The 24,714-nt window shown below is 71.1% G+C and carries 15 protein-coding genes; 8 read left to right on the forward strand and 7 right to left on the reverse strand.

Annotated elements, in window-relative coordinates; genetic code table 11:
• Positions 1–276: 276 nt before the first annotated feature.
• Positions 277–1,071 (forward strand): hypothetical protein, encoded by a 795-nt coding sequence (locus WMF20_RS47050; RefSeq protein WP_437608241.1) that lies wholly within the window; start codon positions 277–279, stop codon positions 1,069–1,071.
• Between the two features lie 472 nt (positions 1,072–1,543).
• Here the strand turns inward: WMF20_RS47050 and WMF20_RS47055 are convergent, their stop codons facing one another.
• The 4 genes from WMF20_RS47055 to WMF20_RS47070 all read right to left on the reverse strand — a co-directional run bounded on the left by WMF20_RS47055 (position 1,544) and on the right by WMF20_RS47070 (position 5,959).
• Positions 1,544–2,500, reverse strand: a complete 957-nt coding sequence (locus WMF20_RS47055; protein WP_437608242.1) for an ABC transporter ATP-binding protein — start codon at positions 2,498–2,500, stop codon at positions 1,544–1,546.
• A 4-nt stretch (positions 2,501–2,504) separates the two neighbouring features.
• Positions 2,505–5,111 (reverse strand): signal peptide peptidase SppA, encoded by a 2,607-nt coding sequence (gene sppA, locus WMF20_RS47060; RefSeq protein WP_437608243.1) that lies wholly within the window; start codon positions 5,109–5,111, stop codon positions 2,505–2,507.
• Positions 5,108–5,605, reverse strand: a complete 498-nt coding sequence (locus WMF20_RS47065) for a DUF2505 domain-containing protein (protein ID WP_129580364.1) — start codon at positions 5,603–5,605, stop codon at positions 5,108–5,110. Before WMF20_RS47065 ends, sppA begins: the two co-directional genes overlap by 4 nt.
• 153 nt (positions 5,606–5,758) lie before the next feature.
• Positions 5,759–5,959: a hypothetical protein gene (locus WMF20_RS47070; RefSeq protein ID WP_129580365.1), complete on the reverse strand. Its 201-nt coding sequence runs from the start codon at positions 5,957–5,959 to the stop codon at positions 5,759–5,761.
• Between the two features lie 136 nt (positions 5,960–6,095).
• Here WMF20_RS47070 and WMF20_RS47075 point away from each other — a divergent pair, with 136 nt between their 5' ends.
• Positions 6,096–15,218: a SpvB/TcaC N-terminal domain-containing protein gene (locus WMF20_RS47075; protein WP_437608244.1), complete on the forward strand. Its 9,123-nt coding sequence runs from the start codon at positions 6,096–6,098 to the stop codon at positions 15,216–15,218.
• A 20-nt stretch (positions 15,219–15,238) separates the two neighbouring features.
• On the forward strand, positions 15,239–15,466 hold the full coding sequence (locus WMF20_RS47080) for a hypothetical protein (protein ID WP_437608245.1): 228 nt from the start codon (positions 15,239–15,241) through the stop codon (positions 15,464–15,466).
• 29 nt (positions 15,467–15,495) lie between these two features.
• Here WMF20_RS47080 and WMF20_RS47085 read toward each other — a convergent pair whose 3' ends face one another.
• Positions 15,496–16,404, reverse strand: a complete 909-nt coding sequence (locus WMF20_RS47085; protein ID WP_437608246.1) for a hypothetical protein — start codon at positions 16,402–16,404, stop codon at positions 15,496–15,498.
• A 72-nt stretch (positions 16,405–16,476) separates the two neighbouring features.
• Between WMF20_RS47085 and WMF20_RS47090 the strand changes: the two genes are divergently transcribed.
• From WMF20_RS47090 to WMF20_RS47110, 5 genes are all read left to right on the forward strand, one after another.
• Positions 16,477–17,895 (forward strand): RHS repeat domain-containing protein, encoded by a 1,419-nt coding sequence (locus WMF20_RS47090; RefSeq protein ID WP_437608247.1) that lies wholly within the window; start codon positions 16,477–16,479, stop codon positions 17,893–17,895.
• 13 nt (positions 17,896–17,908) lie between these two features.
• Complete coding sequence (locus WMF20_RS47095) at positions 17,909–18,454, forward strand: hypothetical protein (RefSeq protein ID WP_437608248.1); 546 nt, start codon at positions 17,909–17,911, stop codon at positions 18,452–18,454.
• A 96-nt stretch (positions 18,455–18,550) separates the two neighbouring features.
• Positions 18,551–19,771, forward strand: a complete 1,221-nt coding sequence (locus WMF20_RS47100; RefSeq protein ID WP_437608249.1) for an RHS repeat domain-containing protein — start codon at positions 18,551–18,553, stop codon at positions 19,769–19,771.
• 48 nt (positions 19,772–19,819) lie between these two features.
• Entirely contained in the window at positions 19,820–20,011 is a 192-nt protein-coding gene (locus WMF20_RS47105; RefSeq protein WP_437608250.1) for a hypothetical protein, read from the forward strand.
• Positions 20,012–20,259: 248 nt separating this feature from the next.
• Complete coding sequence (locus WMF20_RS47110; RefSeq protein WP_437608252.1) at positions 20,260–21,471, forward strand: outer membrane protein assembly factor BamB family protein; 1,212 nt, start codon at positions 20,260–20,262, stop codon at positions 21,469–21,471.
• Positions 21,472–21,617: 146 nt separating this feature from the next.
• Here the strand turns inward: WMF20_RS47110 and WMF20_RS47115 are convergent, their stop codons facing one another.
• Together WMF20_RS47115 and WMF20_RS47120 are read right to left on the reverse strand one after the other, a co-directional pair.
• Positions 21,618–21,974 carry a hypothetical protein gene (locus tag WMF20_RS47115; RefSeq protein WP_437608254.1) on the reverse strand — a complete coding sequence of 119 codons (357 nt, stop codon included), beginning with the start codon at positions 21,972–21,974 and terminating at the stop codon, positions 21,618–21,620.
• Between the two features lie 119 nt (positions 21,975–22,093).
• Positions 22,094–24,625: a diguanylate cyclase gene (locus WMF20_RS47120; protein WP_437608256.1), complete on the reverse strand. Its 2,532-nt coding sequence runs from the start codon at positions 24,623–24,625 to the stop codon at positions 22,094–22,096.
• Between the last annotated feature and the right edge of the window lie 89 nt (positions 24,626–24,714).

Consider the following 24,714-nt stretch of genomic DNA (forward strand, 5'->3'; position numbering starts at 1 on the left):
CCCTTGCCGATGATGAGCTCAAGGCATTCGTCAGGGCATTTGTGCCCGGCCGACACGCACCTCCATCGTGCTCAAGCCGAGCGACGCGCCGCGGCCCCTCGGTGCTTCACCGGGCGGAGGGCTGCGTGCGCCCCGCCCGCGCGGCGAGGGGGGCTCGGTGGGGCGCTGCCGGCCCGCGGTGAACGTGCCGGCGTCTTGCGATGCGCTCGCACGTCGACGAGCCTGCCGGGCCATGTCGCGGCCGTTCCGGCCGCGTTCCCCGAGAAGGAGGGGTAGATGGCGTCGAAATTGGTGACCGACAGGGACAAGTCCAGCCGCGCCGTGGCCGCGTCGGCCGAGACGCACGCCGACGAGATCGCGAAGGGGATCGCGGCCGAGCTCGCGCCCTGCCTGAGGTCCGGCGAGAAGATGCCCGACGTGGCGTTGCTCGTGCGCCTCGTCGCGCGCCGGCTCGCCGCGGACACGGCCGCGCTCGTGGCGGCCGACGACGCGCATGAGCGCGAGCTCTCCGACGATGGGGCGCCCCGCGACGCGCGCGACGAGGCCGCCACCCGGTTGCGCTCGGTGCTCGTCGACGGGCGCGCCGCCGTCGACGCGGCGTTCGGGCCGGCGGGCCTGCGCAAGCTGCTGCTGGACGGGGCCGTTCCCGAGGACCCCTCCGTGCTCGCGACGACCGGCGAGCGGGTCGTGAGCGCCCTGCGGGACGCGGAGATCAAGCTCCCGAAGCCGAGGCGCGCGTCGATGAAGCTCGATCGCGCCGCGCTCGCCGACGAGATCGCGGCCGAGCTGCCGGCGCTGAAGAAGGCGCTCGCGAAGGTCGCGACCGAGGAGCGCGAGAAGGAGGCGACGCTGCGCGCGAAGCAGAGCGCCATGCGCAAGAGCGACAAGAGCTTCGGCCGGGGCGCCGCGCTGCTCGCCGCGAGCTTCACGTTCGCCGGCCTCGAGGATCTGGCCGCCAAGGTGCGCCCGTCCGGCCGCAGGCCCGGCCGGACCGCGGCCGAGGAGGACGACGCGCTGCCCCCCGAGGCGCCCGCCTCGCCCGAGCCTGCTCCTCCGCTCGAAGGCGGCTGACGCCGGCCGAGCCTGAAAGGGGCGCCCACGCCGCCCACATCGCGCTGCCACGGCGAAGTCGCGCTGGCACGGCCGAGAAACGCGATGATCCCGCGGCGAGGCGCGTTCCGAGCCGTTCCCCTCGGGCGTCGCCGCGGGCGCAGCCGTTCCGAAGCGTTCGGCGGCGCCGGCGCCGCCGGATCTCGCCTTTCTGACGGCCCGAGCGCCGTCTCGCCCCGGGCTCGTCGCCCGCGGAGCGGCTGCTGCGCCGTCTCGCCCCGGGCTCGTCGCCCGCGGAGCGGCTGCTGCGCCGTCTCGCCCCGGGCTCGTCGCCCGCGGAGCGGCTGCCGCGCCGTCTCGCCCCGGGCTCGTCGCCCGCGGAGCGGCTGCTGCGCCGTCTCGCCCCGGAACCGTCGCCCGCGGAGCGGCTGCTGCGCCGAGCGCGACAGCCGCTGCTCGCCCTGCGCTCAGGCGGACGCTCGACCCAGGGCGCTCAGAAGAGGGGCGTGAGCTCGACGATCGCGGCGCGGCAGCGCGCGGCGGCCAGGACGACGTCGCGGGGGGTCGCGCCCTCGGGCAGCGCGGCCGAGAAGCGCGCCGGCCCTCCCCGCAGCGCGATGCCGCGGGCGGCGAGCTCCTCGCGGAGGAGCTCCGCGTTGCTGCGGACGGTGAGCGTGTAGAGGCGCCCGCCGGCGGCGACCTCCGCGAACGTGCCCGAGAAGGCGAGCTCGCCGCCGGCGAGCACGAGCACGTCGGTGGCGCCGCGGACCAGGACGCCCCGCGGGCCCTCGACGTCGAGCCGCGCCGCCGTGAGCAGCGCGCCGCGGCCCTCGGTGGCGCCCGCGAGCGCGGCGAGGACGAAGCCGGCCGCGCCGTCGTCGAGGCCGACGAGCGGATCCTCGGCGATCAGCACGGGCGGCGCCGTCGCGATCGCCTGGGCGAGGACGAGCGCGCGGCGCTCGGGCAGCGCGAGCGTCCGGAGCGCGCGCTTCTGGGCGGCCGCGAGGCCGACCCGGGCCAGGGCGGCGGGCACCATCTCGGCGGCCGCGCGCGGCGAGGCCCCGGCGAGCCGCGCGCCCCAGGCGACGTAGGCGTCCACGGTCCACGCGAGCGGCAGCGGCGGATCGAGCGGCGCCGCCCCGCTCGCGGCCCGGTGCGCCGAGCGCGCGACGTCGCGGCCCGCGATCGCGAGCCGGCCGGCGACGACGCGCGCCTCGCCGGGCGCCGCGTCGAGCGCGTCGTCCGCCGCGGCGCCCGGCGAGGCGGAGCGGACGGCCGACAGCGGGATGCCCGTGAGCGCCGCGAAGAGCGCGCCGGTGTCGCCGGCGCAGAGCACGCGGTCGCCGCGCGACGCCGCGGTGAGCGCCTCGATCGCGACGACGTCGTCGACGGCGATGCGCGCGGCGCGGGCGTCGAAGAGCGGCGGGCCCGCGACCTCGGCGTCCCCCATGGGCTCAGCGCTCCTCGAGCGACGGCGGCGCGGGCTCGTCCTCGCGCGCCGTGGCGGGGGCGCCGAACGAGATCTCGCCGGCGAACTCGCTGCGCGCGAGCGGCCTGTCGGCGCCGAACACGAGGAAGGGCGTGAGGGCGCGCGCGGCGTCGAGCATGACGGGCGGGATGGTCGCCGTCGCGAGCTCGCCCTGGGCCTGCGCCGAGAGGCCGACCAGGCTGAGCGCGTAGCCGAGGAGCGACGTGTCCTCCTCGGGGAGGGACAGGACGGGCGCGTCGTCGGGCAGCTGGCCGAGCCGGCGCGCCTCGGCGAGCGCCTCCCGCAGCCCGCCGACGCGATCGACGAGCCGGCGCTCCAGGGCCTGGGCGCCGGTCCAGACGCGCCCGCGCGCGATGGCGTCGACCTCGTCGGGCCGCATGCGCCGGCCCTCGGCGACGCGGGCGACGAACCGGTCGTAGAGCTGCTTGACCTTGACGCCGAGCTGCTCGCGCTCGTCGTCGGTGAACGGCCGGTAGATCGACTCGGCGTCGGCGCGCGGCGACGAGCGGAACGTCTCGATGCCGACGCCGAGCTTCTGGAGCAGCCCGGTGACGTCGACCTTCCCGTAGAAGATGCCGATGGAGCCGGTGACGGTGGAGCGGTTCGCGAAGATCTGGCCGCCGGCGACGGAGGCGTAGTAGCCGCCGCTCGCGGCCTGCGAGCCCATCGAGACGATGAGCGGCTTCACGCGCGCGGTGAGGATCGCCTCGCGGAGGATGACGTCCGACGCGAGCGTCGAGCCGCCGCCGGTCTCCACGCGGAGCACGACGGCGCGGACGTTGCCGTCCTCGCGCGCGCGGCGCAGCGCGCCGGCGACCGTGTACGAGCCCGCGAGCTTGACGCCGAGGAGCGGGATCGACCGGCTCTCGCCGTCGATCATGTCGCCGTCGAGGTAGACGAGGGCGACCTTGGGCGAGTAGCCCCAGCGCTCCGGCGCCTCGTCGCCCGGGTCGTCGTCGACGACGCGGGAGGCGCGCCCCATCACCTCGTCGATGACGCGGCCGAGCTCGTCGTCGTAGGCGAGCACGTCGACGAGGCCGCTCTGCCGCGCCTCCTGCGCGAGGAACGGGCCGCGCGCGAGCCGCCGCTTGAGCTCCTCGACGGGGATGCGGCGCCCGGCGCTCACCGCGTCGAGGAAGGCGCCGCTCAGCTGATCGAGCAGCGCCTGGTGGTCGTCCTTGCCGACCTGGGTGCTGCCCTCGCGCGCGAACTGCTCGGCGGCGAGCTTGTGCGGGCCGATGCGGACGAGATCTGCCTGCACGCCGAGCTTCTTGAGGAGCCCGCCGAAGTAGAAGTAGCTCGACGAGATGCCGGAGAAGCGCAGCCCGCCCGCGGGGTTCATCGCGATGGCGTCGGCGTGCGAGCACACGTGGAGCGAGCGGCCGCCGGCGTCCTCGAGGTGGCAGAGGACCTTCTTGCCGTGGCTCCGGAGGTTGCGGATCGCGTCGGCGACCTCCTCGGCGTGGGCGAGCGAGCTGGCCGGCTCGGCGCGGAGCACGAGCGCGACCCCGGAGACCTCCGGGGCCTCGGCGAGGCGCCAGAGCTGCTGCAGGAGCCGCGTGTGCCTGCGGACGCCCGGGGTCGAGTCGAGTCGGACGCGGACGACGCGGGGCAGCCGCCGGACGCCCGGCTCGGAGAAGCTGCGGAGCGCGACGCTGGTGTAGAAGCCGGTGCCGCTCTTGGTGACGGCGTTCCCGAAGACGCCGCCGCCGGAGACCTGGAGCTCGCCGACGTTGATGTCGAGGCCGGCCATGGCGGCGACCTCGGGGCCGTCCTCTCTGGCGAGGTCGCGCAGCGTCACGTCGCCCCGGAGGGTGCCCACGTAGGGCACGCGCAGGCCGAGCGTCGCGCGCGGCGTGAAGGTGCCGCTCCGGTCGGGGTCGCTGTTCTCGGCGTAGGCGGTCTCGAGCCCGATCTCGAGCGCGCGCCTGCCGGAGATGGGCCGCACCGCGACGCCGAAATCGTAGCTGCGCTCGAGGGCCTCGCCGAGGCGGTTCTCGGGGCGGTTCCAGTCGCGCGCGACGGCCGAGAGGGAGAGCCAGGTGAAGGGCCGGAGGGTGATGCCGCTCGTGAGGGAGAAGTAGCCGTCGAGCGCCGGCGCGTCGGAGCTGCCCCAGCCGAGCGTCGTGCCGAACGCGAAGCCCGGGCCGGTGTCGAGCGCGAGCCCCCAGCGGACCCACCGCGAGGGGCTGTCGAACGGCGCCGGCGCGGCCCCGGGCGGGTCGATGAAGTCGAAGCGCAGGCCGGTCGACACGAACCAGAGCGGCACGCCGAGCGCGAACGCGTGGCCGCGCGCGGGCAGCGGCGAGGCCGAGCCGGTGGAGACCCAGGTCCACCGGAGCTCCGTGCCAGGCAGGAAGGAGAGGTTCGCGGGGTTCACCGCGATGGCCGAGGTGTCGTCGCTGCTGGCGACGGGCTTGCCCGGGTCGGGGATCGGCTGCGCGGGGCTGTCGGTCGGCGCGGCGTGCGCGGCGGCGTGGGCGGCGAGCGCGCACAGGCCGAGGAGCGCGGCGGCGGGGCGGGCGAAGCGGGCGCGGCGGGCGGGGGTCTCGGGGCGGGGTAGGTCGTTCATGCGGTGACGAGCTCCCGGAGCGTATCCGCTTCGGCGTCGTACGTCCGCTGGACCTCGGCGAGGGCGAGGCGTTCGACGAGGGGGCCGAGCAGGCGCAGCCGGATCTCGATGTCGCCGTCGACGCGGCGGCGGGTGCGTCCCTGGGGCAGGCGCTCGAGCCGGTAGGTGCCTGCGGAGCGGAAGTAGCTGCGCCACTGCTCCTTCGGGCTGACCTGCCACGTGGAGGCGTGATCGGAGAGCCGGTAGGTCGAGCGCTCCTCCCAGGACATGGCGTCCTTGGCGACGGGGTAGTCCTTGAAGATCGGCAGCGGCGCGCTCGCCTGGAAGCGGAGGATGCGGAGGAGCTCGCCGTCGCGGAGCGCGTGCTCGACGGACACGACGCTCTCGAGGGAGGCGACCTTGGTGGCCAGCCGCGGGCCGAGCTCCGGCGACAGCACGGCGAGCTCGACGGCGTCGAGGGGGGCGTCGAGCTCGTGACAGATGGTGAAGTGCACGCGGCCTTCTAACACGGCCTCTTCGAGGATCGGGTGGGGGAGGGAGAGGATCGGGCGCGGGCCTGAGAGGATCGGGCGCGGGCGTGAGAGGATCGGGTGTGGGCGTGAGAGGATCGGGTGCGGGCGTGAGAGGAACGCGTTCCGCGGGCGACGTTACGCTTCCGGGGTCAGCTCCGGGCTCGACGCCGGGGCGGTGACGGGCTCGATGGGCTTGGCCTTTTCGCGGGAGCGCCGCCGCAGGCTGGTCCGGTAGCGCGATACGAACCTGGCCGCGATCTTGGGCTGATCGCGGAAGGCATGTGTGTAGCTTTCATGAAGAGGCGGCTGGGGCTCGGAGACGACGTCGGCGCCCATTTGTTGCTTTCGCGAAGAGCAGATTGACACGGTGCATTCTGTCGTGGATCCCTGTGCGCCAACCAACGGACCTTGCGTCGGGGGATCTCGAATGCGACACGCGGGCTGGTCGTATCGTCTCGTGGTATTTTGTGCCGTGGTGCTCTTGCTCGGGCGGGGGCACGAGGGCCTCGCGCTGGCCGGGCCGCCGGAGCCGCGGCTTTTGCCCTTATCGCCTCCGGGCGGCGGGGTGGCGCTCTCGGCGATTCCATTGCGGCTGCCGAGCGACGGCACAGGGGGGCTGCTCTTGGGGCCTCGTCTCGACGCGCCGCTGGTCGAGGACGTGGGGGCGCCCCATGGAGAAATGGTGCTCCCCGACCAGGCCCGGGTGGTGGCGTTCGAGGGGGCTGTCCTGGAGATCCCGCAGGGCGCGGTGGACGAGCCGGTGCGGATCACGATCCGGCCGCTGCCAGCGGGCGAGGTGCGGCCGATGGGGCGTGCGATGGTCAACGTCACGCCCGGCGGAAAGGCCTACCGCTTCGGGCCGCACGGCCTCAGGTTCAAGAAGCCGGTGCGGCTGACGCTGCCGATTGACGAGCACGCGATTCCTCCGGGGATGACGGCGCAGCACGTGATGGGCTTCTATTTCGACGAGGCGCTCGGCACCTGGCAGCGCGTCGAGCGGGATGGTGAGGCCGCGAAGGGCAAGCTGGCGAGCCTGACCGATCACTTCACCGATTTCATCAACGCGACGCTGGCGATGCCCGACGCGCCCGGGGCGCGCTCGTTCGATCCGAGCAGCATCAAGGGGCTCGCGCTCGGCAGCCCGCTCGCCGGCGTGGCGCTGATCGCGCCGCCGGAGGCGACTTCGAGCGGCGCGGCGCAGCTGAGCCACCCGATCGAGGTCCCGCCGGGGCGCAACGGAATCCAGCCGTCGCTCGCCATCGGCTACGACAGCGAGCACCGCAACGGGTGGCTCGGCGTGGGCTGGGATCTGCGGCTGTCGCGGGTGGAGATCGACACGCGCTTCGGGGTCCCGACGTACGCGACGGGCGAGGAGCGGTATGCGCTCGACGGAAGCGAGCTCGTGCGGACTGGCGACGTGTCGGTCGAGCCGCAGGTCTACCGGCAGCGGGTGGAGGGGCGCTTTGCGCGGATCCGGCGCCACGGGACCGGACCGGACAGCTATCACTGGGAGGTCACGGACAAGGACGGGACGACGTATGTGTACGGCCGCAGCGAAAACGCGCGGCTCGCCGAGCCGGATCCGGACCGGCCGAGCAACGTGTTCCGCTGGTACCTGGAGGAGGTCCGCGACCCGTTCGGCAACCAGATGTTCTTCCATTACGCGCATCGGGTCGAGCCCTCGGGCCCGGCGCCGCACATCGAGGTGCACCCCGAGCGCATCGAGTACACGGCCAACACGTCGCAGGGCGTCGAGGCGGCGTATGCCGTCGACTTCCTCTCGGAGGGCGGCCGGAACGACGTGACGCTGAACGGCAGGCCGGGCTTCTTGGAGCAGACCAGCGAGCGGCTCCGGCGCGTGGACGTGCGGTTCGGCGAGACGATCATCCGCAGCTACGCGCTCGAGTACGCCGAAGGGGACTTCGGCAAGAGCTTGCTCCAGGCGATCGCGGTCTCTGGCAAGGGGACCCGCGACGGCGAGGGGACGCTCACGAGCGAGGAGCTCTATCGACACACGTTCGAGTATTTCCGCGCGCCGCGCACCGCGTCGGGGCAGCCCGGTGCGTTCGCGGCCGAGGCCGAGAATTGGGGGCAGGCGTGGCCTCGAAAAGGCCTGTCGCGCACGGAGGACTCGGCCTTCGGCGGCAGCGTGTCGGTGGGGCTCCTCGGCATCGTCAGCGTGGGCGGCGGCGGGTACAGCGGCGACCAGACGACGCGCGCCAGCCTGCTCGACCTGAACGGGGACGGATTGCCCGACTTCGCCGGCGACGGCGGGGACGCGCTGCGCAACCTGCTGCGCCTTCCCGACAACAATCACTTCGATCCGTTCCACCTCAGCGGGCTCTCCCCGGAGGATCTCGGGCTGATGGACACCTCGGGATGGAGCGTTCACGCGGGCATCAACGTGGGCGATGCGCTCAGCGCGTCGGCGGCGTACACGCGCAGCCGGGCGGAAGACGAGCGGGTCGTCTCGGATCTCAACGGCGACGGGTTCCCCGATCTCGTGTCGGTCGGGGACCTCGGGCAGCTCCAGGTCGCGCTCAACGATCGGCGCGGCGGGTTCCTGGGCGCGAAGGACTGGGGGGCCGTCGACGGCAGCGCGCCGTCGGGCCGCCCGGACTTCGCGCTGGCGTCGCGCGCCGACTTCTTTCCGGCCGACCCGATGCTGCGGTGGATCGCGCCGTTCGAGGGGGACGTGCGCATCGGGGGCGTGCTGCAAAAACAGGAGGCGGGCGGCGACGGGCTGCGCGTGGAGCTGGTGCGCAACGGGGAGCTGCCGCCGCTGTTCGGCCACGTGTTCGGTCCGGACGAGCTCGGACCGTGCGCGATCGGCGCGGGCGATTGCGGGGGCGCGCCGCTCTCGGTCCACGTGCTCGCGGGCGATCGTCTCTATTTCCGGGTGAGCGCGGCGCCCGAGATCGACCCGGAGCGGGTGGTGAACACGGCGTCCGACCTTCTGTCGTGGAGCCCGACGATCACCTACGAGGTCAGCGAGGAGCTGCTCGGGCAGGTGGGGCCGGACGGCCGGCCCATCCACCGATTCGAGTACGCGCAGGACCATCGCCTCGGGGGGCGGCCCGAGGTGCCGTGGGTCGCGTCGTCCGATGGCCTCGTGAGCATCACCGGCGATCTGGTGAAAGAGTCGACGAGCGATCAGCTGCGGGTCTCGATCGCGCGGGAGAGCGAGGGCACGTTCCACAGCGTGATGGATGAGGAGGTGGTGAGCGCGGACGCAGGGGTGCTGGCGCTCGCGGGACGCATTCACGGCGATGAGAACGGCCTGGTGCGGGTGAAGGAGGGCGATCGGCTGTGGTTCCGGGTGAAGTCGGACGTGCCGGACGACCCGGCGCGCGTCTCGTGGACGCCGACGGTCGACTACCGGACCTACTGCCGGGCCGATCGGCAGACGGGCGAGCGGCGGTGCGGGCCGGTGCAGTGCGCGATCCAGCCGAACGGCCGCGCCGGCTGCAAGCTGGACAGCGACACGGCCGAGGACGCGCCGCTTCCGATGGCGCTGATCCAGCAGCAGCCGTACGTGGCGATGCCGGTGCAGCGGTGGAGGCCGGGGGCGCGCCGCTCGCCCTGGATCGCGACCGAGACGGGCACGGTGCGGCTCGAGGGGACGGTGGTCGTACCGGGGAACACGTCGCTGACGCTGCTGGTGCAAGGCGTGCACCGGCTGCTCCACAAGCAGCTGTACGTGCCTGCGAGCAGCGCCGGAAGCGCGGTGACCATGGCGGTGGACCTGGAGGTCCAGGCCGGCGAGCCGATCTACGTCACGCTCTTCCAGACGAACGCAGCCGACAGCAACGGAGCGATCATCGGCGCGAGCATCGATGGGGCGCCGGTGTGGTTCACCGTCCTCGTGCCGGATCCGGCGTCCGAGGCGCTCGTCGACGGGGCGCCGCAGGACCCGACGGCGGGTGGATTCCACGGCTGGTCGATCGGCTTCATGAACGGAGACCGCGCGTTCTCCGAGGCGGACATCCTGTTTCCGACGCGCGACCCCGAGCGCGGCTTCACGCTCGCGGTGCCGCTCTCGCAGGAGGACGGCACGCGGATCTGGGGCGCGGCGGCGTCGGAGGCGTTCGTGGGCGGCGATCGGGTCTTGCCGTCGGTGGTGGGGCGGCTGTCGGGGCAGCGCCACCGGGGCAGCGTGCGGTACGCGGAGACGTGGAATGCGGAGCTCACGGCGGGCGCGGGCCCCGTGGGAGGAGGCTATAGCTTCGGCAGCACGACGACGGACCTGGAGCTGATCGATCTGAACGGCGACCGCTACCCGGACCGCGTGACGCGCGAGGGCGCGGTGCTCAATACGGGCAAGGGGTTCGGGCCGAGCGCGTCGTTCTCGCTGCCGGAGGCGCTGCGGCGGGTGGAGCACCGGACGGTGCGGCTGACGGGCGACCTCGCGTCGCTCACGTTCAGCGCGGGAGACGAGGAGGAGCAGACGCTCAACAAGACCGACAGCCGGGGGCGCTCGCAAGGATACCTGCGCACGAGCTTCAGCGCCGGGACGAGCTACGGACTGTCGGCGGCGCACGTGGAGCTGCTCGATATCAACGGCGACGGGCTGGTCGACCAGGTGATGCAGAACCCCGTGAGCGGGCAGATGACGGCGGCCCTGAACCTCGGCTACCGGTTCACCGCGCCGGTGCCGTGGCAGCGGGACGGGTTCACCAAGGCCAGCTTCGACGCCGGCGAGCTGAACAACGCGCTCGGCGAGGTGCTGGGCTTCTTCTCGGACGCGGCGGGCGTGGAGGCGGTGCGGCTGGAGGACACGGGCGCGCAGAGCGTCGGGTTCGGGGCGAGCGCGGGCGGCTCCAGCGGCGCGGTGAGCGCGAGCGTGGGCGCCGGGATCGGCTACACGCGCACGACGGCGCGCACGATCGTGGACTTCGTCGACATGAACGGCGACGGGCTGCCCGACAAGGTGATGAAGGATCCGGAGGAGACGTCGTTCCGGGTGCAGCTGAACCTCGGCGACCGGTTCGCCGCGGAGGAAGAGTGGCCGGCCGGCGCCTGGGGCGTGAACCTCGACCCACAGGAGTACACGTTCATGGGCAGCGGCGATGCGGTGGGCTTCCGGCGCTCGGAGAGCCTCGACGGCAGCGTGTCGCTCCAGGTCTGTTACTTCGTCTGCATTGGCGGGTCGGTCTACTACTCCGAGGGCAGCGGGGGGGCGCAGCTCGGGTTCGAGGACATCGACGGCGACGGGCTGGCCGACCACGTGCTGAAGCGGGACGGCGACAGCGCGGTGCGGGCGCGCAAAAATGCCATCGGCAAGGCGAACCTGCTCTGGCGCGTGCACCGGCCGCTCGGCGGGAGCGTGGAGCTCGACTACCGGCGCGAGGGCAATCTGGTGGTGCCGAGGGAGGTCCTGACGAACGGGCCGGTGGACGAGAGCGGGCTGCCCGCGGATGACGCGCGCACGGCGATCGACGATAGGACGGCGGTGGTCGACATGCCGTCGAGCCAGTGGGTGCTGAGCGACGTGGTCGTGCGCGACGGCGTGGAGGGCGTGAGCGGCGCGCACGGGGTGCACACGTACTGGACGCAGATCGGCACGTACGGGGACGGGGTGTACCACCGCGATGAGCGGCTGGACCTCGGGTACCGGCGTGTCACGACGACGACGCTGGGCCAGGATGAGGATGGGGTCTCCGCGATGTCGGTCGAGGAGGTCGATTACCGGAACGAGGACGTCTACCGGCGCGGGCTCGCGGCGCGCTCGACGCTGCGCGACGGCGAGGGGATGCTCTACACGGTCGAGGAGGTCGAGCACCTGGCGCCCGATCTGGAGCAGGTCGCGGCGAACGGGTGGTTCTTCCCGAGGGAGACGGAGCGGAGGAGCGCGTTCTATGAGGGGACCACGGGCGACCCGGCGGCGGTTCACAAGCACACGCGGGAGACGCGGTTCTATGATGGGGACGGCAATCTCACCGACGTGTCCTCCTACGGCGAGGAGGGGACCTCGGCCGACGACGTGCACCACCACATCAAGTACGAGCAGGACGACGCGCCCTACTTCGTGAAGCCGAGGCTGGTGCAGACGATGGACGCGGAGGGGCGCGTGCTGCGCGAGCGCACGGCGACGTACGGGCCGGGCACAGGCGCGGTCGAGACGCTCACGAACGTCATCTCCGGGGGCAAGCGGCCGGACGGCTCGCCGTATGCGGGCGACCAGGCGACCTGGCGCCTCGAGCACGATGAGGTCGGCAACCTCGTGACCTTCACCGATCCGACCGGCTACAAGCTGACCTACGGCTACGATGCGCTGACGCAGAGCTACCGCACGTGCGTGACCGACAGCTTCGGGTACCGCTCGATCAGCGTGCCCAACCCCCTGTTCGGCACGGTCGCGCAGGAGACGGACGTCAACGGGCACACGATCGCCCATCGGTACGACGCCTTCGGCCGGCTGATCGGGGTCTGGGGGCCGAACGACCTCACCGAGCCGCAGGCACTTCCGGTCGGATGCACGCCGAGCAAGATCTGGAGCGAGGAAGACCTCGACGGAGAGGGCGAGCCAGCGGTCGGGTTCGAGTATGCGCTCCAGCCCGATCAGTCGACGGCGCCGCCAGCCTGGGCGAAAACGAGCCACAAGGACGCGGAGCACCCGGGCGATCCGATCGTGACGGTGACGTTCGCCGATGGGCTCGGGCGGGTGATCCAGACCAAGAAGGACCTGGAGCGCGACACGGGCACGGGCACCGAGGTTGGGATGACGGTGAGCGGCGCGGTGGCGTTCGACGCGCTGGGCCGGGTGAAAGAGCAGGGGCAGCCGGTGTTCAGCGTGGAGCCGGACACGACGTTCGTGGCCGTGGGGCTCCTGAGGCCCACGCACGTTCACTACGACGTGCTGTCGCGGACGCGGCGGGTCGAGGCGCCCGACCCGAAGGCCACGGAGACGGACGGCCATGCGCGAACGCTGATCGAGTACGACGTGGTGCAGTTCGACGGGCGGCTGCTCTTCCAGGAGACGGTGATCGACGCGAACGGCAAGTCGCGGAGCAGCTACCGGGACGTGGGCGGGCGGATCGCGGCGGTGGAGGAGTGGAACACAGTCGACGGAGCTCCGCGGCAGATCGTGACGCGGTACGAGCACAACCCGCTGGGCGAGCTGGTGCGGGTGACGGACGCGCGCAACAACGCGACCACGGCGACGTACGACTCGGTTGGCCGGATGGTGGAGCTGGTGAGCCCCGACGCGGGGCGCACGGAGTGGCGGTATGACCTGGCCGGGAACCTCCGCGCGAAGCAGACGGCGGAGCTCGGGCTGCGCGGTCAGCTGATCCGGTACGAGTACAGCTACAACCGGCTGTCGAAGATCGACTATCCGGTGACGCAGGACGTGGTGTACACGTACGGCGCCGCCGATGAGGCGGGCGACGCGAAGGGCAACCGCGCGGGGCGGCTGACGCAGGAGACGAGCGCGGCGGGGACGCGGAGCTATCGCTACGATCGCTTCGGGAACGTGGCCGAGCTCGTGGCGGAGTTCCCGCGGCTGCGCGAGCCGCACCGGGGGCCGTACCAGGCAACGCTGAGCTACGTGTTCGATTCTCTGGGGCGGATGCAGGAGATCCACTTCCCCGGCTCCGGCGAGGAGATCGTGCGCTACGGCTACGACCGCGGCGGCCTCTTGGTGTCGGCGCTCGGGGAGAACCAGAAGGTCAATCCGCAGCACCCGGACGAGCCGATGACGACGGAGTACCTGAGGCACATCGGGTACGACGCGTTCGGCCAGCGGGTGCGGGTCGTGGCGGGCAACGGGGTCGAGACGAAGTACCGTTACAACCAATCGACGCGGCGGCTGTCGGAGGTGGACGCGGATCACCGGACGCCGCAGATGCAGCAGATGGGCCGTCCGCCGAGGGCGTTCCAGCGGCTGCGCTACGACTACGACCTCGTGGGCAATGTGCTCGCGCTCGACAACGTGGCGCCGTTCGACGAGTCGCTGGGCGGGGCGGTGATGGTCGCGACGACGCAGCAGCGGTTCGCGTACGACGACCTGAACCAGCTGACCGCGGCGTCGGGGACCTACCAGGAGCGGGGGCACGAGCAGCAGCGGTACACGCTGGACATCACGTACGACGTCCTCGGGAACGTGAAGAAGAAGGGACAGGAGGTCGCGCGCTACGTGCCGAATGGCCCCGGGCAATGGCGGTTCGACCAGCCGATCCGGGAGAGGACGTACCGCAACGAGTACCGCTACACGGGGCCGAGGCCGCACGCGGCGAATCAGGTGGACGAGTTCGTGCCGGCGGAGTCGCAGCCGCGGCTGCGGGAGCTGTTCCACGACGCGAACGGCAACCACAAGGAGTGGAAGTACCGCGGCAGCCCGCAGCGGGTCCTGAGCTGGGACGAGGACAACCGGCTGGTGTCGGTGCGGGAGAACGGGCAGGAGCTGTCGCGGGCGCTGTACGACGGCGCCGGGGAGCGGCGCGTGCACCTGCACCGGGTGGCCGGCGAGGAGGAGACGGCGTACGTCGACCAGCACCTCGTGGTGCGCAACGGGGTGACGGCGACGAAGCACATCTTCGCGGGTGAGACGCGGATCGCGAGCAAGATCGACGCGGACTGGTTCCAGGAGCCGCCGGTCTTGTACTACCACCCCGACCACCTCGGCAGCACGCAGTACGTCACCGACCAAGACCAGCAGCTGAGCCAGCACGTCGAGTACCTGCCGAGCGGGGAGCTGTGGACTGACCAGACGGACTCGCGGTTCCAGAATCGGCAGCCGTACCTGTTCAACGGCAAGGAGCTCGACCTGTCGACGGGGCTCTACTACTACGGGGCGCGGAGCTACGAGCCGCGGCTCGGGGTGTGGCTCAGCCCGGATCCTATCCTCGACCAGTACCTGCGGGGGGCGCCGAACGGCGGGGTGTACGACCCGATCCATCTGGGGGTGTACACATACACGCGGAACAACCCGCTGAGGTTCGTCGATCCGACCGGGTTGGCCGAGGAATGCGTTGATGGCGGGTGTCAGTCGTTCGTGGGGCCGTTGGACAGCCCGGAACAGAGCATCGATCCGGATAAGACGATGTGTACCTCTGGAGTCTGCGTGGACGGAGGCCCCGCGGAGCGGCTTGCATTCCACCAAGCGCAGGTCGCGAGAGAAGACCTGCCGCTAGAAACATCGATGATCGACCCGATCGATGCGGTGGGCATCGGCGGCACAGCCGCGTCCCTGGTGAAGGCCGGAGGCAAGGCGCTCGCCAAGCTGGCTGCGAGGAAAGCCGCGGTAACAGCGGAAGCCTTGGCCGCAGGAGGAGCAGGCAAAGCGAGCAAAGTTTTGCTCCGTACACCTCGGAACCTTCAGAAATTTTTCGATAAACACGGTGCGGACTTCGGACTCACCGGGAAATGGAATCCTGGCCGCGCGGCGGATGCCAGTCGTGTGATTCATCAACATGTCAATAGCTCAGGAGTGCGACACATCAATGGACGGTATCTCGGGAAGGAGGTGACTCATCACCTTGATCTGCGCACTGGCCTTAATGTGATCGAGGACATGTCGGGTAATTTTGTAAGCGGGTGGCGCCTATCGTCCGAGCAGCTTGAGCGCGTCGTCACGACTGGTCGCCTATTTTGACAAGAACCGGAAACTCAGTCATGGCAAGTAAGAGCATACACATACAGCTCACCGAGGCGGAGGCCATCGTTCTGTTCGAGTGGCTCACACGAAACGAGAATGCCGAAGCGCTGCGGTACGATGATCCCGCAGAACAAAAGGTGTTGTGGAAGCTGGAGGCCGTCTTGGAGAGGACACTTGTTCAGCCACTGGCGCCAAACTATTCGGAGCTACTTGTCAAAGCCAGAAAGGAAGTCGCAAATGGCTAATTGCCATCCGTGAATGCCGCGCAACGGTTTCACATTTGCAATAATCGAGGGAAGTGGTTGTGCATGGAGCTGCTGGAAGACTCTCGGCGGTAAGAAAATCGAACGATGTTTCGATGGCGAGTCAGACTGAAGACTCTTCGCCGGCCCGCCGGCGAGCCGGCGCGTCCCGAGCGATGCTGGGCCCGATCTTCCACGTGGGCGTGAAGACCGCATCGCCGAGCATCGTCAGATGCAACAGATGGGGCGGCTGCCGAGGGCGTTCCAGCGGGTGCGCTACGACCACCTATGAACGTGTCAAGCTCGGGACAACGATTCACGTCGACCTCCGGCCGGGACGAAGGGTCTGCGTGGACATGGCCCGCGGCGTTGTCACCGGCGCTCGCCGGGCGGGTGCCGATCGTGTCGAGCGCGGGCACGGTGCGGGCGCTGCGCTCGCCCGAGCCGTACGCCTTGGGGCGCGGCTGTCCCTTGGGCAGCCCGGTCCGGCACCGCTCGCCGGTGGCCTTGACCCGCATCCGGGCCAGCTTGGTGTCGGTCGAGCGCGGCACGGCATAGCGATACGGTTCGTTGTTCTTGAGCATGTGATAGGCGATGGTCACCAGCTTGCGCGCGGTGGCCACCACCGCCACGTTGCGGTTCTTGCGCTTGGTGAGCCGACGAAAGAAGTTGTCGAGCGGTCCTGGGTGGGTGCCGACGTGCTGGGCGGCTTGCACCAGCATCCAGCGCGCCTGACCCTCGCCCTGCTTTGCGATCTTGCCGTGGTAGACGTGCTCTGGATCCCCCGTTTGGTAGGTCGAGGACGCCGGCGCGCGGCAGACGTTGCCCGCAGTCGGCGCAGCCTGCCAGCCGCGCGCTCGCTCTCCTCCGCCTTGACCACCACCCGAGCCGCTGCGCTTCCGGTCGCGCGACGCTCGTCCCCACCACAGCCGCTTCTGCACACCGATGTACCGCGAGCGAATGCGGGGCGGCGGTCACACCACGTTCATAACCGGTACGACGTCCTCGGGAACGTGAAGAAGAAGGGGCAGGAGGTCGCGCGCTACGTGCCGAATGGCCCCGGGCAATGGCGGTTCGACCAGCCGATCCGGGAGAGGACGTACCGCAACGAGTACCGCTACACGGGGCCGAGGCCGCACGCGGCGAATCAGGTGGACGAGTTCGTGCCGGCGGAGTCGCAGCCGCGGCTGCGGGAGCTGTTCCACGACGCGAACGGCAACCACAAGGAGTGGAAGTACCGCGGCAGCCCGCAGCGGGTCCTGAGCTGGGACGAGGACAACCGGCTGGTGTCGGTGCGGGAGAACGGGCAGGAGCTGTCGCGGGCGCTGTACGACGGCGCCGGGGAGCGGCGCGTGCACCTGCACCGGGTGGCCGGCGAGGAGGAGACGGCGTACGTCGACCAGCACCTCGTGGTGCGCAACGGGGTGACGGCGACGAAGCACATCTTCGCGGGTGAGACGCGGATCGCGAGCAAGATCGACGCGGACTGGTTCCAGGAGCCGCCGGTCTTGTACTACCACCCCGACCACCTCGGCAGCACGCAGTACGTCACCGACCAAGACCAGCAGCTGAGCCAGCACGTCGAGTACCTGCCGAGCGGGGAGCTGTGGACTGACCAGACGGACTCGCGGTTCCAGAATCGGCAGCCGTACCTGTTCAACGGCAAGGAGCTCGACCTGTCGACGGGGCTCTACTACTACGGGGCGCGGAGCTACGAGCCGCGGCTCGGGGTGTGGCTCAGCCCGGATCCGGTGCTTGCCGAGTACATGGCCGGCAGGATCAACGGCGGGGTGTACAGGCCGATCAACTTGGGGCTGTACACGTATGCGTCCAACAACCCTGTGGTCCTCGTCGACCCGACCGGGAGATTCGACGATGCGACTCGGAAGTTTCTTGCGACGCTCACCACGGTCGCGCTCGTCGAGCCGACGCCTGCCGGAGAGATCCTTCTTGCTGGTGCTGTCGTCGTAGGATCCATAGGTTATGCGGGTTACCTGATCTATGATGCTGCCGCGAATGGAGACCCGCCCAAGCCCCCGGAGTCGTTCCCCATACCCGAGGACACGCCCACGGGAACCTCAGCGCCATCGCCGCCGCCGGCGGCGGGCGGGGGCGGGGCGAAGGAGCCTCCGAAGCCTCCTGCACCCGCGCAGGCGGAACCGCCGAGGAAGCCGAAGACTCCTTCCGATATTCTCACAGAAAAGCTCGGAAGGAAGCCCACGAAGAAAGAGCTGGCAAATTTTGAAAACCAGCTTAAGTCAAGCGTTCAACAGGGGTCCGCTGATACCCGCGCTGATCGTGCGGGAGGTGAACTCAAGGGTGGTCATAAGTCGGGAGCTCGAGGTTCCACACGTCAGAAGCACCAAGAGGGCGACACGCGACGTGGGCGCGACCAGTTCGGAGAAAAAGTCGACAAAAGAAGGGAATACTGAGATGTCGTTGCTCATGGATCAGTTGCAACAATTTGCAGAGACGCGCTTGGTTGTTGATGTCTACAGGGAGAGGCTCTGCAAGGAAGGGTTGATGGGTAGAATTGTTGGTTTTTCGGAACACGTGGTTCTGATGAGCCGAATTGACGATCAGTGCGAGCACGACGGTGTTACTGCTGTTCGCCCTGGTGATATTACTCGCGTTCGCGCTCAGGACCGAGAGCTTCTAATGATCGGAAAAATGCTAGATTCGCATGAGATTGCGCCGCCATTCGATGATGTTTGCTTGATTGAGCTGTCGGCGGCGTTGACGGTTCTTCATCGTCGCTATGGAGCGGCGACGGTGTACGTCGAGTCCTTGGATTCGAGTATGGCCTTCTGCGGAGAGCCCGAGGAGCTCGATGATGATTTTGTCGTTTTGCGGCAATGGGGATCCGTGCGTACGCTCGACAAGTACAAGACACTGCTTCGGCTGGACGAAATTACTAGGGTCGACGGCGGTACAAAATACATCCAACGCCTATCGAAGGCGCATTCTCTTGCATCGCAGATGGAACCTTAGCGATCGGCGCGAGGAACGTGATGTCGCTGTCAACCGGTGGCACGGACCTGGAGCTTGGAGGAGCCAGGAAAACGAGCGGCAGCGGTACACGCCGGGGTGGCCGGCGAGGAGGAGACGGCGTACGTCGACCAGCACCTCGTGGTGCGCAACGGGGTGACGGCGACGAAGCACATCTTCGCGGGCGAGACGCGGATCGCGAGCAAGATCGACGCCGACTGGTTCCAGGAGCCGCCGGTGTTGTACTACCACCCCGACCACCTCGGCAGCACGCAGTACGTCACCGATCAGGACCAGCAGCTGAGCCAGCACGTCGAGTACCTGCCCAGCGGGGAGCTGTGGACCGACCAGACCGACTCGCGGTTCCAGAACCGGCAGCCGTACCTGTTCAACGGCAAGGAGCTCGACCTGTCGACGGGGCTCTATCACTACGGGGCGCGGAGCTATGAGCCGCGGCTCGGGGTGTGGCTCAGCCCGGATCCGATCCTCGACCAGTACATGCGGGGGGCGCCGAACGGCGGTGTCTACAGCCCAATCCACCTGGGGCTGTATACGTACACACGGAACAACCCGCTGAGGTTCGTCGACCCCACCGGGCTGGCCGAGGAGTGCGTCGATGGGGGTTGTCAGTCCTACGTGGGGTCGCTGGACAGCCCGGAACAGAGCATCGATCCGGATGACGCGATGTGCACCTCTGGCGTCTGCGTAGATGGCGGTCCCGCGGAGCGGCTCGCTTTCCACCAAGCGCAGGTTGCGAAGGAAGACAGGCCGCTCGAGGCGCCGCTCCTCGATCCGATCGATGCGGTGGGCATCGGAGGTGCGGGATACTCGTTGGCGAAGCTCGGAATCAAAGCTCTCCGCGGCACGGTCGCGCGTAAGCTCGCAGCCAAGGCGGCCGCTAGCGGGGAAGGCGGGCTCATTCATTTTACGAGCGAAGCTGGCGAGGCAGGGATCAAATCATCAGGAGAGCTGATCGGTAAGCACGGAGTCTTTGCGCTGCCTGAATCGGCTGCTTCCAGGAGCCCTGTCACGCATGCGCTGCTCACGGGGCTGTCGCCTGCAAAGACGGCGAGAGTGGTTCAGATCCCCGGCTCGGCCGCAGGGGCCTTCCAGAGGGTGTTCCCGATCGGCATCTATTCGGCCATGAAAGCCGCTGGTGGGGTGCGGTTCACAGCCCCTGGTGTCATCAGCATGACCACCGGTGCGTTCACGCAGACAGGTTCGATCCTCGTCCCTTATGCGGCGGTTTATGGGCCTGATCTGCTCATCTATGGCGCTGCCGCTGCGCCTTTCGTGGCGTTCTCTGGTATGGGTGATTGAAGGTTTATGTTGCGAGATAGGCTCACGAGTCCAGAGTGGTGGATCAAGTTGTTCTCTGTGCTGGCTGTGGCCGGTATTGCGATCGTCCTTGCTGGTGGCCGAGTCAAGAGCAAGCAGATGATTGTGCTCGGCGTGGCGCTGTGTGCGCCGCTGGTCTTGGGAGGTGTCGTGATGCTTGCGGCTGGAATCGTGGCTCTGGCCATTGATAGAAGGAAGAATCGCAATAAATCGAATGAGTAGCGGATGGCGTCCCGCGGGGGGGGGCGCGGCGGTGATCATCCACGGGCGACCGGCTCACCGATCAGGGTTGAATCCCACCTTCGCCACGAACACGCCCAGCCCATCCCCCTCCGACGGCGGCGCGCGCCGCCGCGCGAGGCCACGCACCTCCGCTCCGCCGCCCGCCTCGCTCGCGCCGCCCCCGCCGCCCCGACGCTTCCTTGCTCGGCCAGCCGGAGCCGCGCTACGACCGCCGCAGGACCCCTCGCATGCGACCCCCGCGCCCGCCCCGCGCCGCCGCCCGCGCGCTCGTCCTCGCGGCTGCCGGCGCGCTCGCGGCGCTCTCCGCCGCCTGCGGCGGCGGACAGACGCAGGGCGAGGCCTTCGACCCGCGCTGGAAGGACGACGGCGGCGCCGGCATCGCGGCCTTCCAGCGGCGCTTCGCCGGGAGACCCATCCCCCACGGCGCCGACGTGGCCGTCGGCGTCGTGGCCGGCACGGGGGCGCGCGAGCTCGTCGGGGTGCCGCTCGGCGGCGGCCCCGCGTGGACCTTCGAGCACCCGCTCGACGCGCGGCCAGCCGTCGCGGGGAGCGTCGTCGTGGGGCTCGGCCAGGGCGAGCTGTTCGCGCTCGACGCGCGCACCGGCCGGCTGCTCTGGACGCGGAGGGCCGGCGGCAGGCTCCGCGGCGCGGGCGACGACGGCGAGACCACCGTGGTGTCGCTCGTGTCGACCACCGGCACCATGAGCGTGGTGCTCGCCATCGGCCACGACGGGATGGTGCAGCGACAGATCGAGGACGACGCCGACATCGGCGTGCCCGCCGTCGTGGGGCGCTACGCGTTCCTGCCGTGGCAGGGGCGGTACGTCACGGTCTTCGACCTGCAGACGGGCCGCGAGGCGGCGCGGGCGCTGCTCCGCACCGAGGTGAGCCGCGCCTTCCTGCTCGGCGGCGCCGTCTTCTTTGGCGGCGGCTCGGCGGCGACGCGCTTCGACGCGGCCATCGGCCTCGGCCCGGCCGGGCGCGCGTCGACCGCGCGGCTGCCGGCGCGCGAGCTGCCCGGGGCGCCGATCTGGCTTAGCGACGGGACCGAGGTGCTCGCGCCCGTCGCCTCGGCCGAGGACAGGGCGCGCCTCTACGCCCGCCCCCGCGCCTCCGGGCCGCCCGGCGTCGAGGCGGAGCGCTTCGTGGCGACGTACTACCAGGCCGCCGTCGGCCGCGACGCGCGCTCGGGCGAGCTCGCGTGGGCCCACGCAGGAGAGGCCGACTTCCTCGGCGGGGCGGCCTACGCCGGCGGCTTCGCGCTGTGCGACGCGCGCGGCGGGATCGCGTTCCTCGACGCGCAGCGCGGGGCCGTGGCGGGGCGCGCCTCGCTGGGCCGGCCGGTGCAGGCGTGCGTCGTGCAGGCCGACGGGCTCACCGCCGCGGCGATCGCCGCGCGGCGCCCAGGGCGCTCCGCGACCCCGGCCGGCCCGCCGTGAAGCCGGCCCTCAGCGGGACACCCCTCTGGCCCCCGGCCGATCCCCGTGAAGCCGGCCCTCAGCGGGCCCCCCGTGGTCCGGCCGGCCCGCCGTGAAGCCCTCAGCGGAGCCTCCATGGTCCGGCCGGCCCGCCGTGAAGCCCGCCCTCAGCGCGGCTTCTCGCCCTTGTCCTCCGGGTCGACCGCGATGCGGAACCCCGGGTCCTCCGGCGTGGGCCCCGTGGGCCGCGCCTCGGGCGCCTCGGCCCCCGCGCTGCCGTCCGGGCGCTCCTCGCGCGGCGGCGCCGCCGGCGGCCCCTTGCTCAGCTCGGCGCCGATCCGGCCGACCACGTTGGTCGCCGCCCGCACGAGCTCGCGCCCGGCGTCGTCGATCGCCTTGCCGACGCTCGTGCGATCGAGGTCCTTGCGCAGGTCCACCGCCGTCTTGCGCGCCGCGCGCCAGAGCAGGCTCAGCCCCTGCTTGAGGTCCTCCTTCGGGTCGTCGCGATCCGGATCCGAGCTCATCGCGCCTCCTTGGCTTCGCCTCGCCGAGGTGGCTTATGTTCCCGCCGCGCGGGCGCCGCAAGCGGCGCGCGCCGCCACACGCGCCTCACGTCCCGCGCGCCTCACGCGGCGCGCCGCCCTCAGGCCGCGGTCTTCGGCTTGCTCGTCGGATCGACCTCCGGCGGGCGCCTCGGCTTGCTCCGGGGCTCGGCCTCGCCGGCGGCCCTGCCCTGCGCCGGCGACAGCGAGGGCGCCGCGGCGCGCTTGCCGCCGGACGGCGCGCCGTCGTGCCCCGCGGGCGACGGGCCGCCGCCCGCCGCGGGCGGCCTGCGCTGCGGCGCGGGCGCCGCCGCGGCGGGCCGGGCCGACGCGGACCTCGCCGGCGCGGGCGGCTCCGACGCGGCCTTCGCCGACGCGGACCTCGCCGGCGCGGGCGGCTCCGACGCGGGCTTCGCCGACGCGGACCTCGCCGGCGCGGGCGGCTCCGACGCGGGCTTCGCCGGCGCGCTCGCCTCCAGCGCGGGCGGGTGGCCGCTGCCGGACCGCATCGACGGCGACCACGCCGTGGAGCGGTTCCGGCCCGACCGCTTCGAGACGTAGAGCGACTCGTCCGCGGCCTTGAAGAGCTCCTCCCACGTGCTGCCAGCCTCGGGGTACGTGGCGATCCCGATCGAGCAGGTGACCTGGCACTGCACCGGGCCGCTGCTCCCGGCCGCGTGGAACGTCGTCCGGCCGAGCTCCTCGCGCACGCGCTCGGCCAGCAGCATCGCGCCGCGCGCGTCCGTCTCCTCGCAGATCACCACGAACTCCTCGCCGCCGAAGCGCGCGACCGCGTCCGTCGTGCGCTTGGCGCGCCGGAGCACGTCGCCGAGCCCCTTGATGATCACGTCGCCCACGTCGTGGCCGTACGTGTCGTTCACCTTCTTGAAGTGGTCGATGTCGGTCACGAGCACCGAGAGCCGCCGCGAGAACCTGCGCGCCGCCGTGATCTTCTGGTCGGCCACCTCGAGCATCGCCCGCTTGTTGAGCAGCCCGGTGAGCCCGTCCATGGTCGCGAGCTCCTCCAGGCGCCGCATCATCCGCGCGTTCGAGAGCGACACGGCCATGTGGCTCGCGAGGACCTCGAGCGTGCTGCGCACCGAGTCGGTGAAGGCCGCGCGCCGCCGCGAGCCGAGGACCAGCGTCCCGAGCGGCCGGTCGTGGACGACGAGCGGGAGCACGATGATCGACGGCATCGACGGCGGCGTGACGCGGCGGGTGAAGACGATCTGCCGCTTCTCGTCGTACTCGCCGCGGTACGGCAGCGGGTGCCGGTTCTGGAGCACCATCGAGACGAGCCCGGCGTTGTGGCGGAACCGCTGCCCGGTCAGCTCGCCGACGCCGTCGCCGCTCACGGCGCGGATCTCGTGGACCTTCTGGGCCTCGTCGTAGAGCGTGACCGCCGCGAAATCGACCGACGTGATCTCGCGGGCGCTCGTGACCCCCGCCTCGATGACGCCCGGCTCGGTCGTGGCGGCGCCGAGCGCCTCGGCGGCGCGGTAGAGCTTGCCCTGCTCGATCTTGGCGCGCTCCAGCTGGACGAAGACGCGCTCGTTCTGGATGGCGCGCACGGCGTAGCGGCACGCCTCGTCGATGAGCTCGAGCTCCCGCGGCGAGAACGGCCGGTCCTCGACGCGATCGACGACGAGCACGCCGCGGAGCTGGCCGTGCTCGAACACCGGCAGCGCGCACACGGCGCGCACCGGGGAGGGGCCGACGTAGTAGGGGAGCTTGTAGCCGGGCTTGAGGCCGCCGATGACGACCGGCGCGCGCTGCGTGATCGCCGCGCCGAAGACGCCGTCGCCCGAGAGGAACGGGCCCTCGGAGAGGTTCGGGGCGTCGCTCGCGAGCTCGCTGATGCGCAGGTGCGTGCCGGCGTCGTTCTGCCAGAGGAGCATCGCGGTGTAGAGATCGAGCGACTCGCGCAGGAGGCGGAGCGCGAAGAGCACCGACTGGTGGATCTCCTCGACGCCGGAGCGGGCGAGCCGCTCGTCGTCGCCCTTCTGGGCGGCGCCGCGCGCCTGGGCCGGGGCGGAGAGCAGGCGGTAGCTGCGCGCATCGTCGCGGAGCCGCTCGATCTCGGCCTTCAGCCGGGTGTTGGAGGCCTTCCGGACGCGGCTGATCTCGGCGCGGAGGATGGCCGCGTTCAGCACCGAGAAGACGGCCATGAAGCCGATGTGCGGCGCGGCGGCGCTCCACGCGATCGGCGCGCCGCGCTTGGCCATGGCCGAGCGGACGGCGAGCTCGAGGGCGGCGGCGGCGAGCGCGACGAGGAGCGAGGCCCCGGGGCGGGCGAACGCGCTCACGAGGGCGATGACGACGTAGAGGGCGGCGTGGGCGTCGCCGTCGAGCGAGCCGTCGAGGCGGAGGACCGCGGCGAACGTCGCGACGACGAGGAGGGCGCCGACCTCGAGGTCGAGCAGCGCGCTCGCCTCGATGGCGGCGGCGCGCCGCCGCGCCCGCTGGACGAGCGCCGCGACCAGCACGATCAGCGCCGCGGCGGCCGCGAGCCTCGGCAGGGGCTCGGCCGCGTCGAGGACGACGAGCCCCCCGAGGGCCAGCGCGCAGGCGAGCGGCGCCGCGTTGCGCGCGATACGGCGGGCGGTGAGCACGGCGAGCACCAGGTTGGCCATGGGCTCGCATGCCGCTACCAGAGGTCGATCTTCCGGGCCCAGTTCTCGGCTGCGCGCGATCGGCCGGCGAGGTGGGTGAGGATGCGACA

Source organism: Sorangium sp. So ce834, assembly GCF_051521425.1.
Classification (GTDB): domain Bacteria; phylum Myxococcota_A; class Polyangia; order Polyangiales; family Polyangiaceae; genus Sorangium; species Sorangium cellulosum_D.

Bases quoted from the DNA above. Each gene is read 5' to 3' on its own strand.
- WMF20_RS47050 (WP_437608241.1), top strand. From the start codon at position 277: ATGGCGTCGAAATTGGTGACCGACAGGGACAAGTCCAGCCGCGCCGTG.
- WMF20_RS47055 (WP_437608242.1), bottom strand. From the start codon at position 2,500: ATGGGGGACGCCGAGGTCGCGGGCCCGCCGCTCTTCGACGCCCGCGCC.
- sppA (WP_437608243.1), bottom strand. From the start codon at position 5,111: ATGAACGACCTACCCCGCCCCGAGACCCCCGCCCGCCGCGCCCGCTTC.
- WMF20_RS47070 (WP_129580365.1), bottom strand. From the start codon at position 5,959: ATGGGCGCCGACGTCGTCTCCGAGCCCCAGCCGCCTCTTCATGAAAGC.
- WMF20_RS47080 (WP_437608245.1), top strand. From the start codon at position 15,239: ATGGCAAGTAAGAGCATACACATACAGCTCACCGAGGCGGAGGCCATC.
- WMF20_RS47095 (WP_437608248.1), top strand. From the start codon at position 17,909: ATGGATCAGTTGCAACAATTTGCAGAGACGCGCTTGGTTGTTGATGTC.
- WMF20_RS47110 (WP_437608252.1), top strand. From the start codon at position 20,260: ATGCGACCCCCGCGCCCGCCCCGCGCCGCCGCCCGCGCGCTCGTCCTC.
- WMF20_RS47115 (WP_437608254.1), bottom strand. From the start codon at position 21,974: ATGAGCTCGGATCCGGATCGCGACGACCCGAAGGAGGACCTCAAGCAG.
- WMF20_RS47120 (WP_437608256.1), bottom strand. From the start codon at position 24,625: ATGGCCAACCTGGTGCTCGCCGTGCTCACCGCCCGCCGTATCGCGCGC.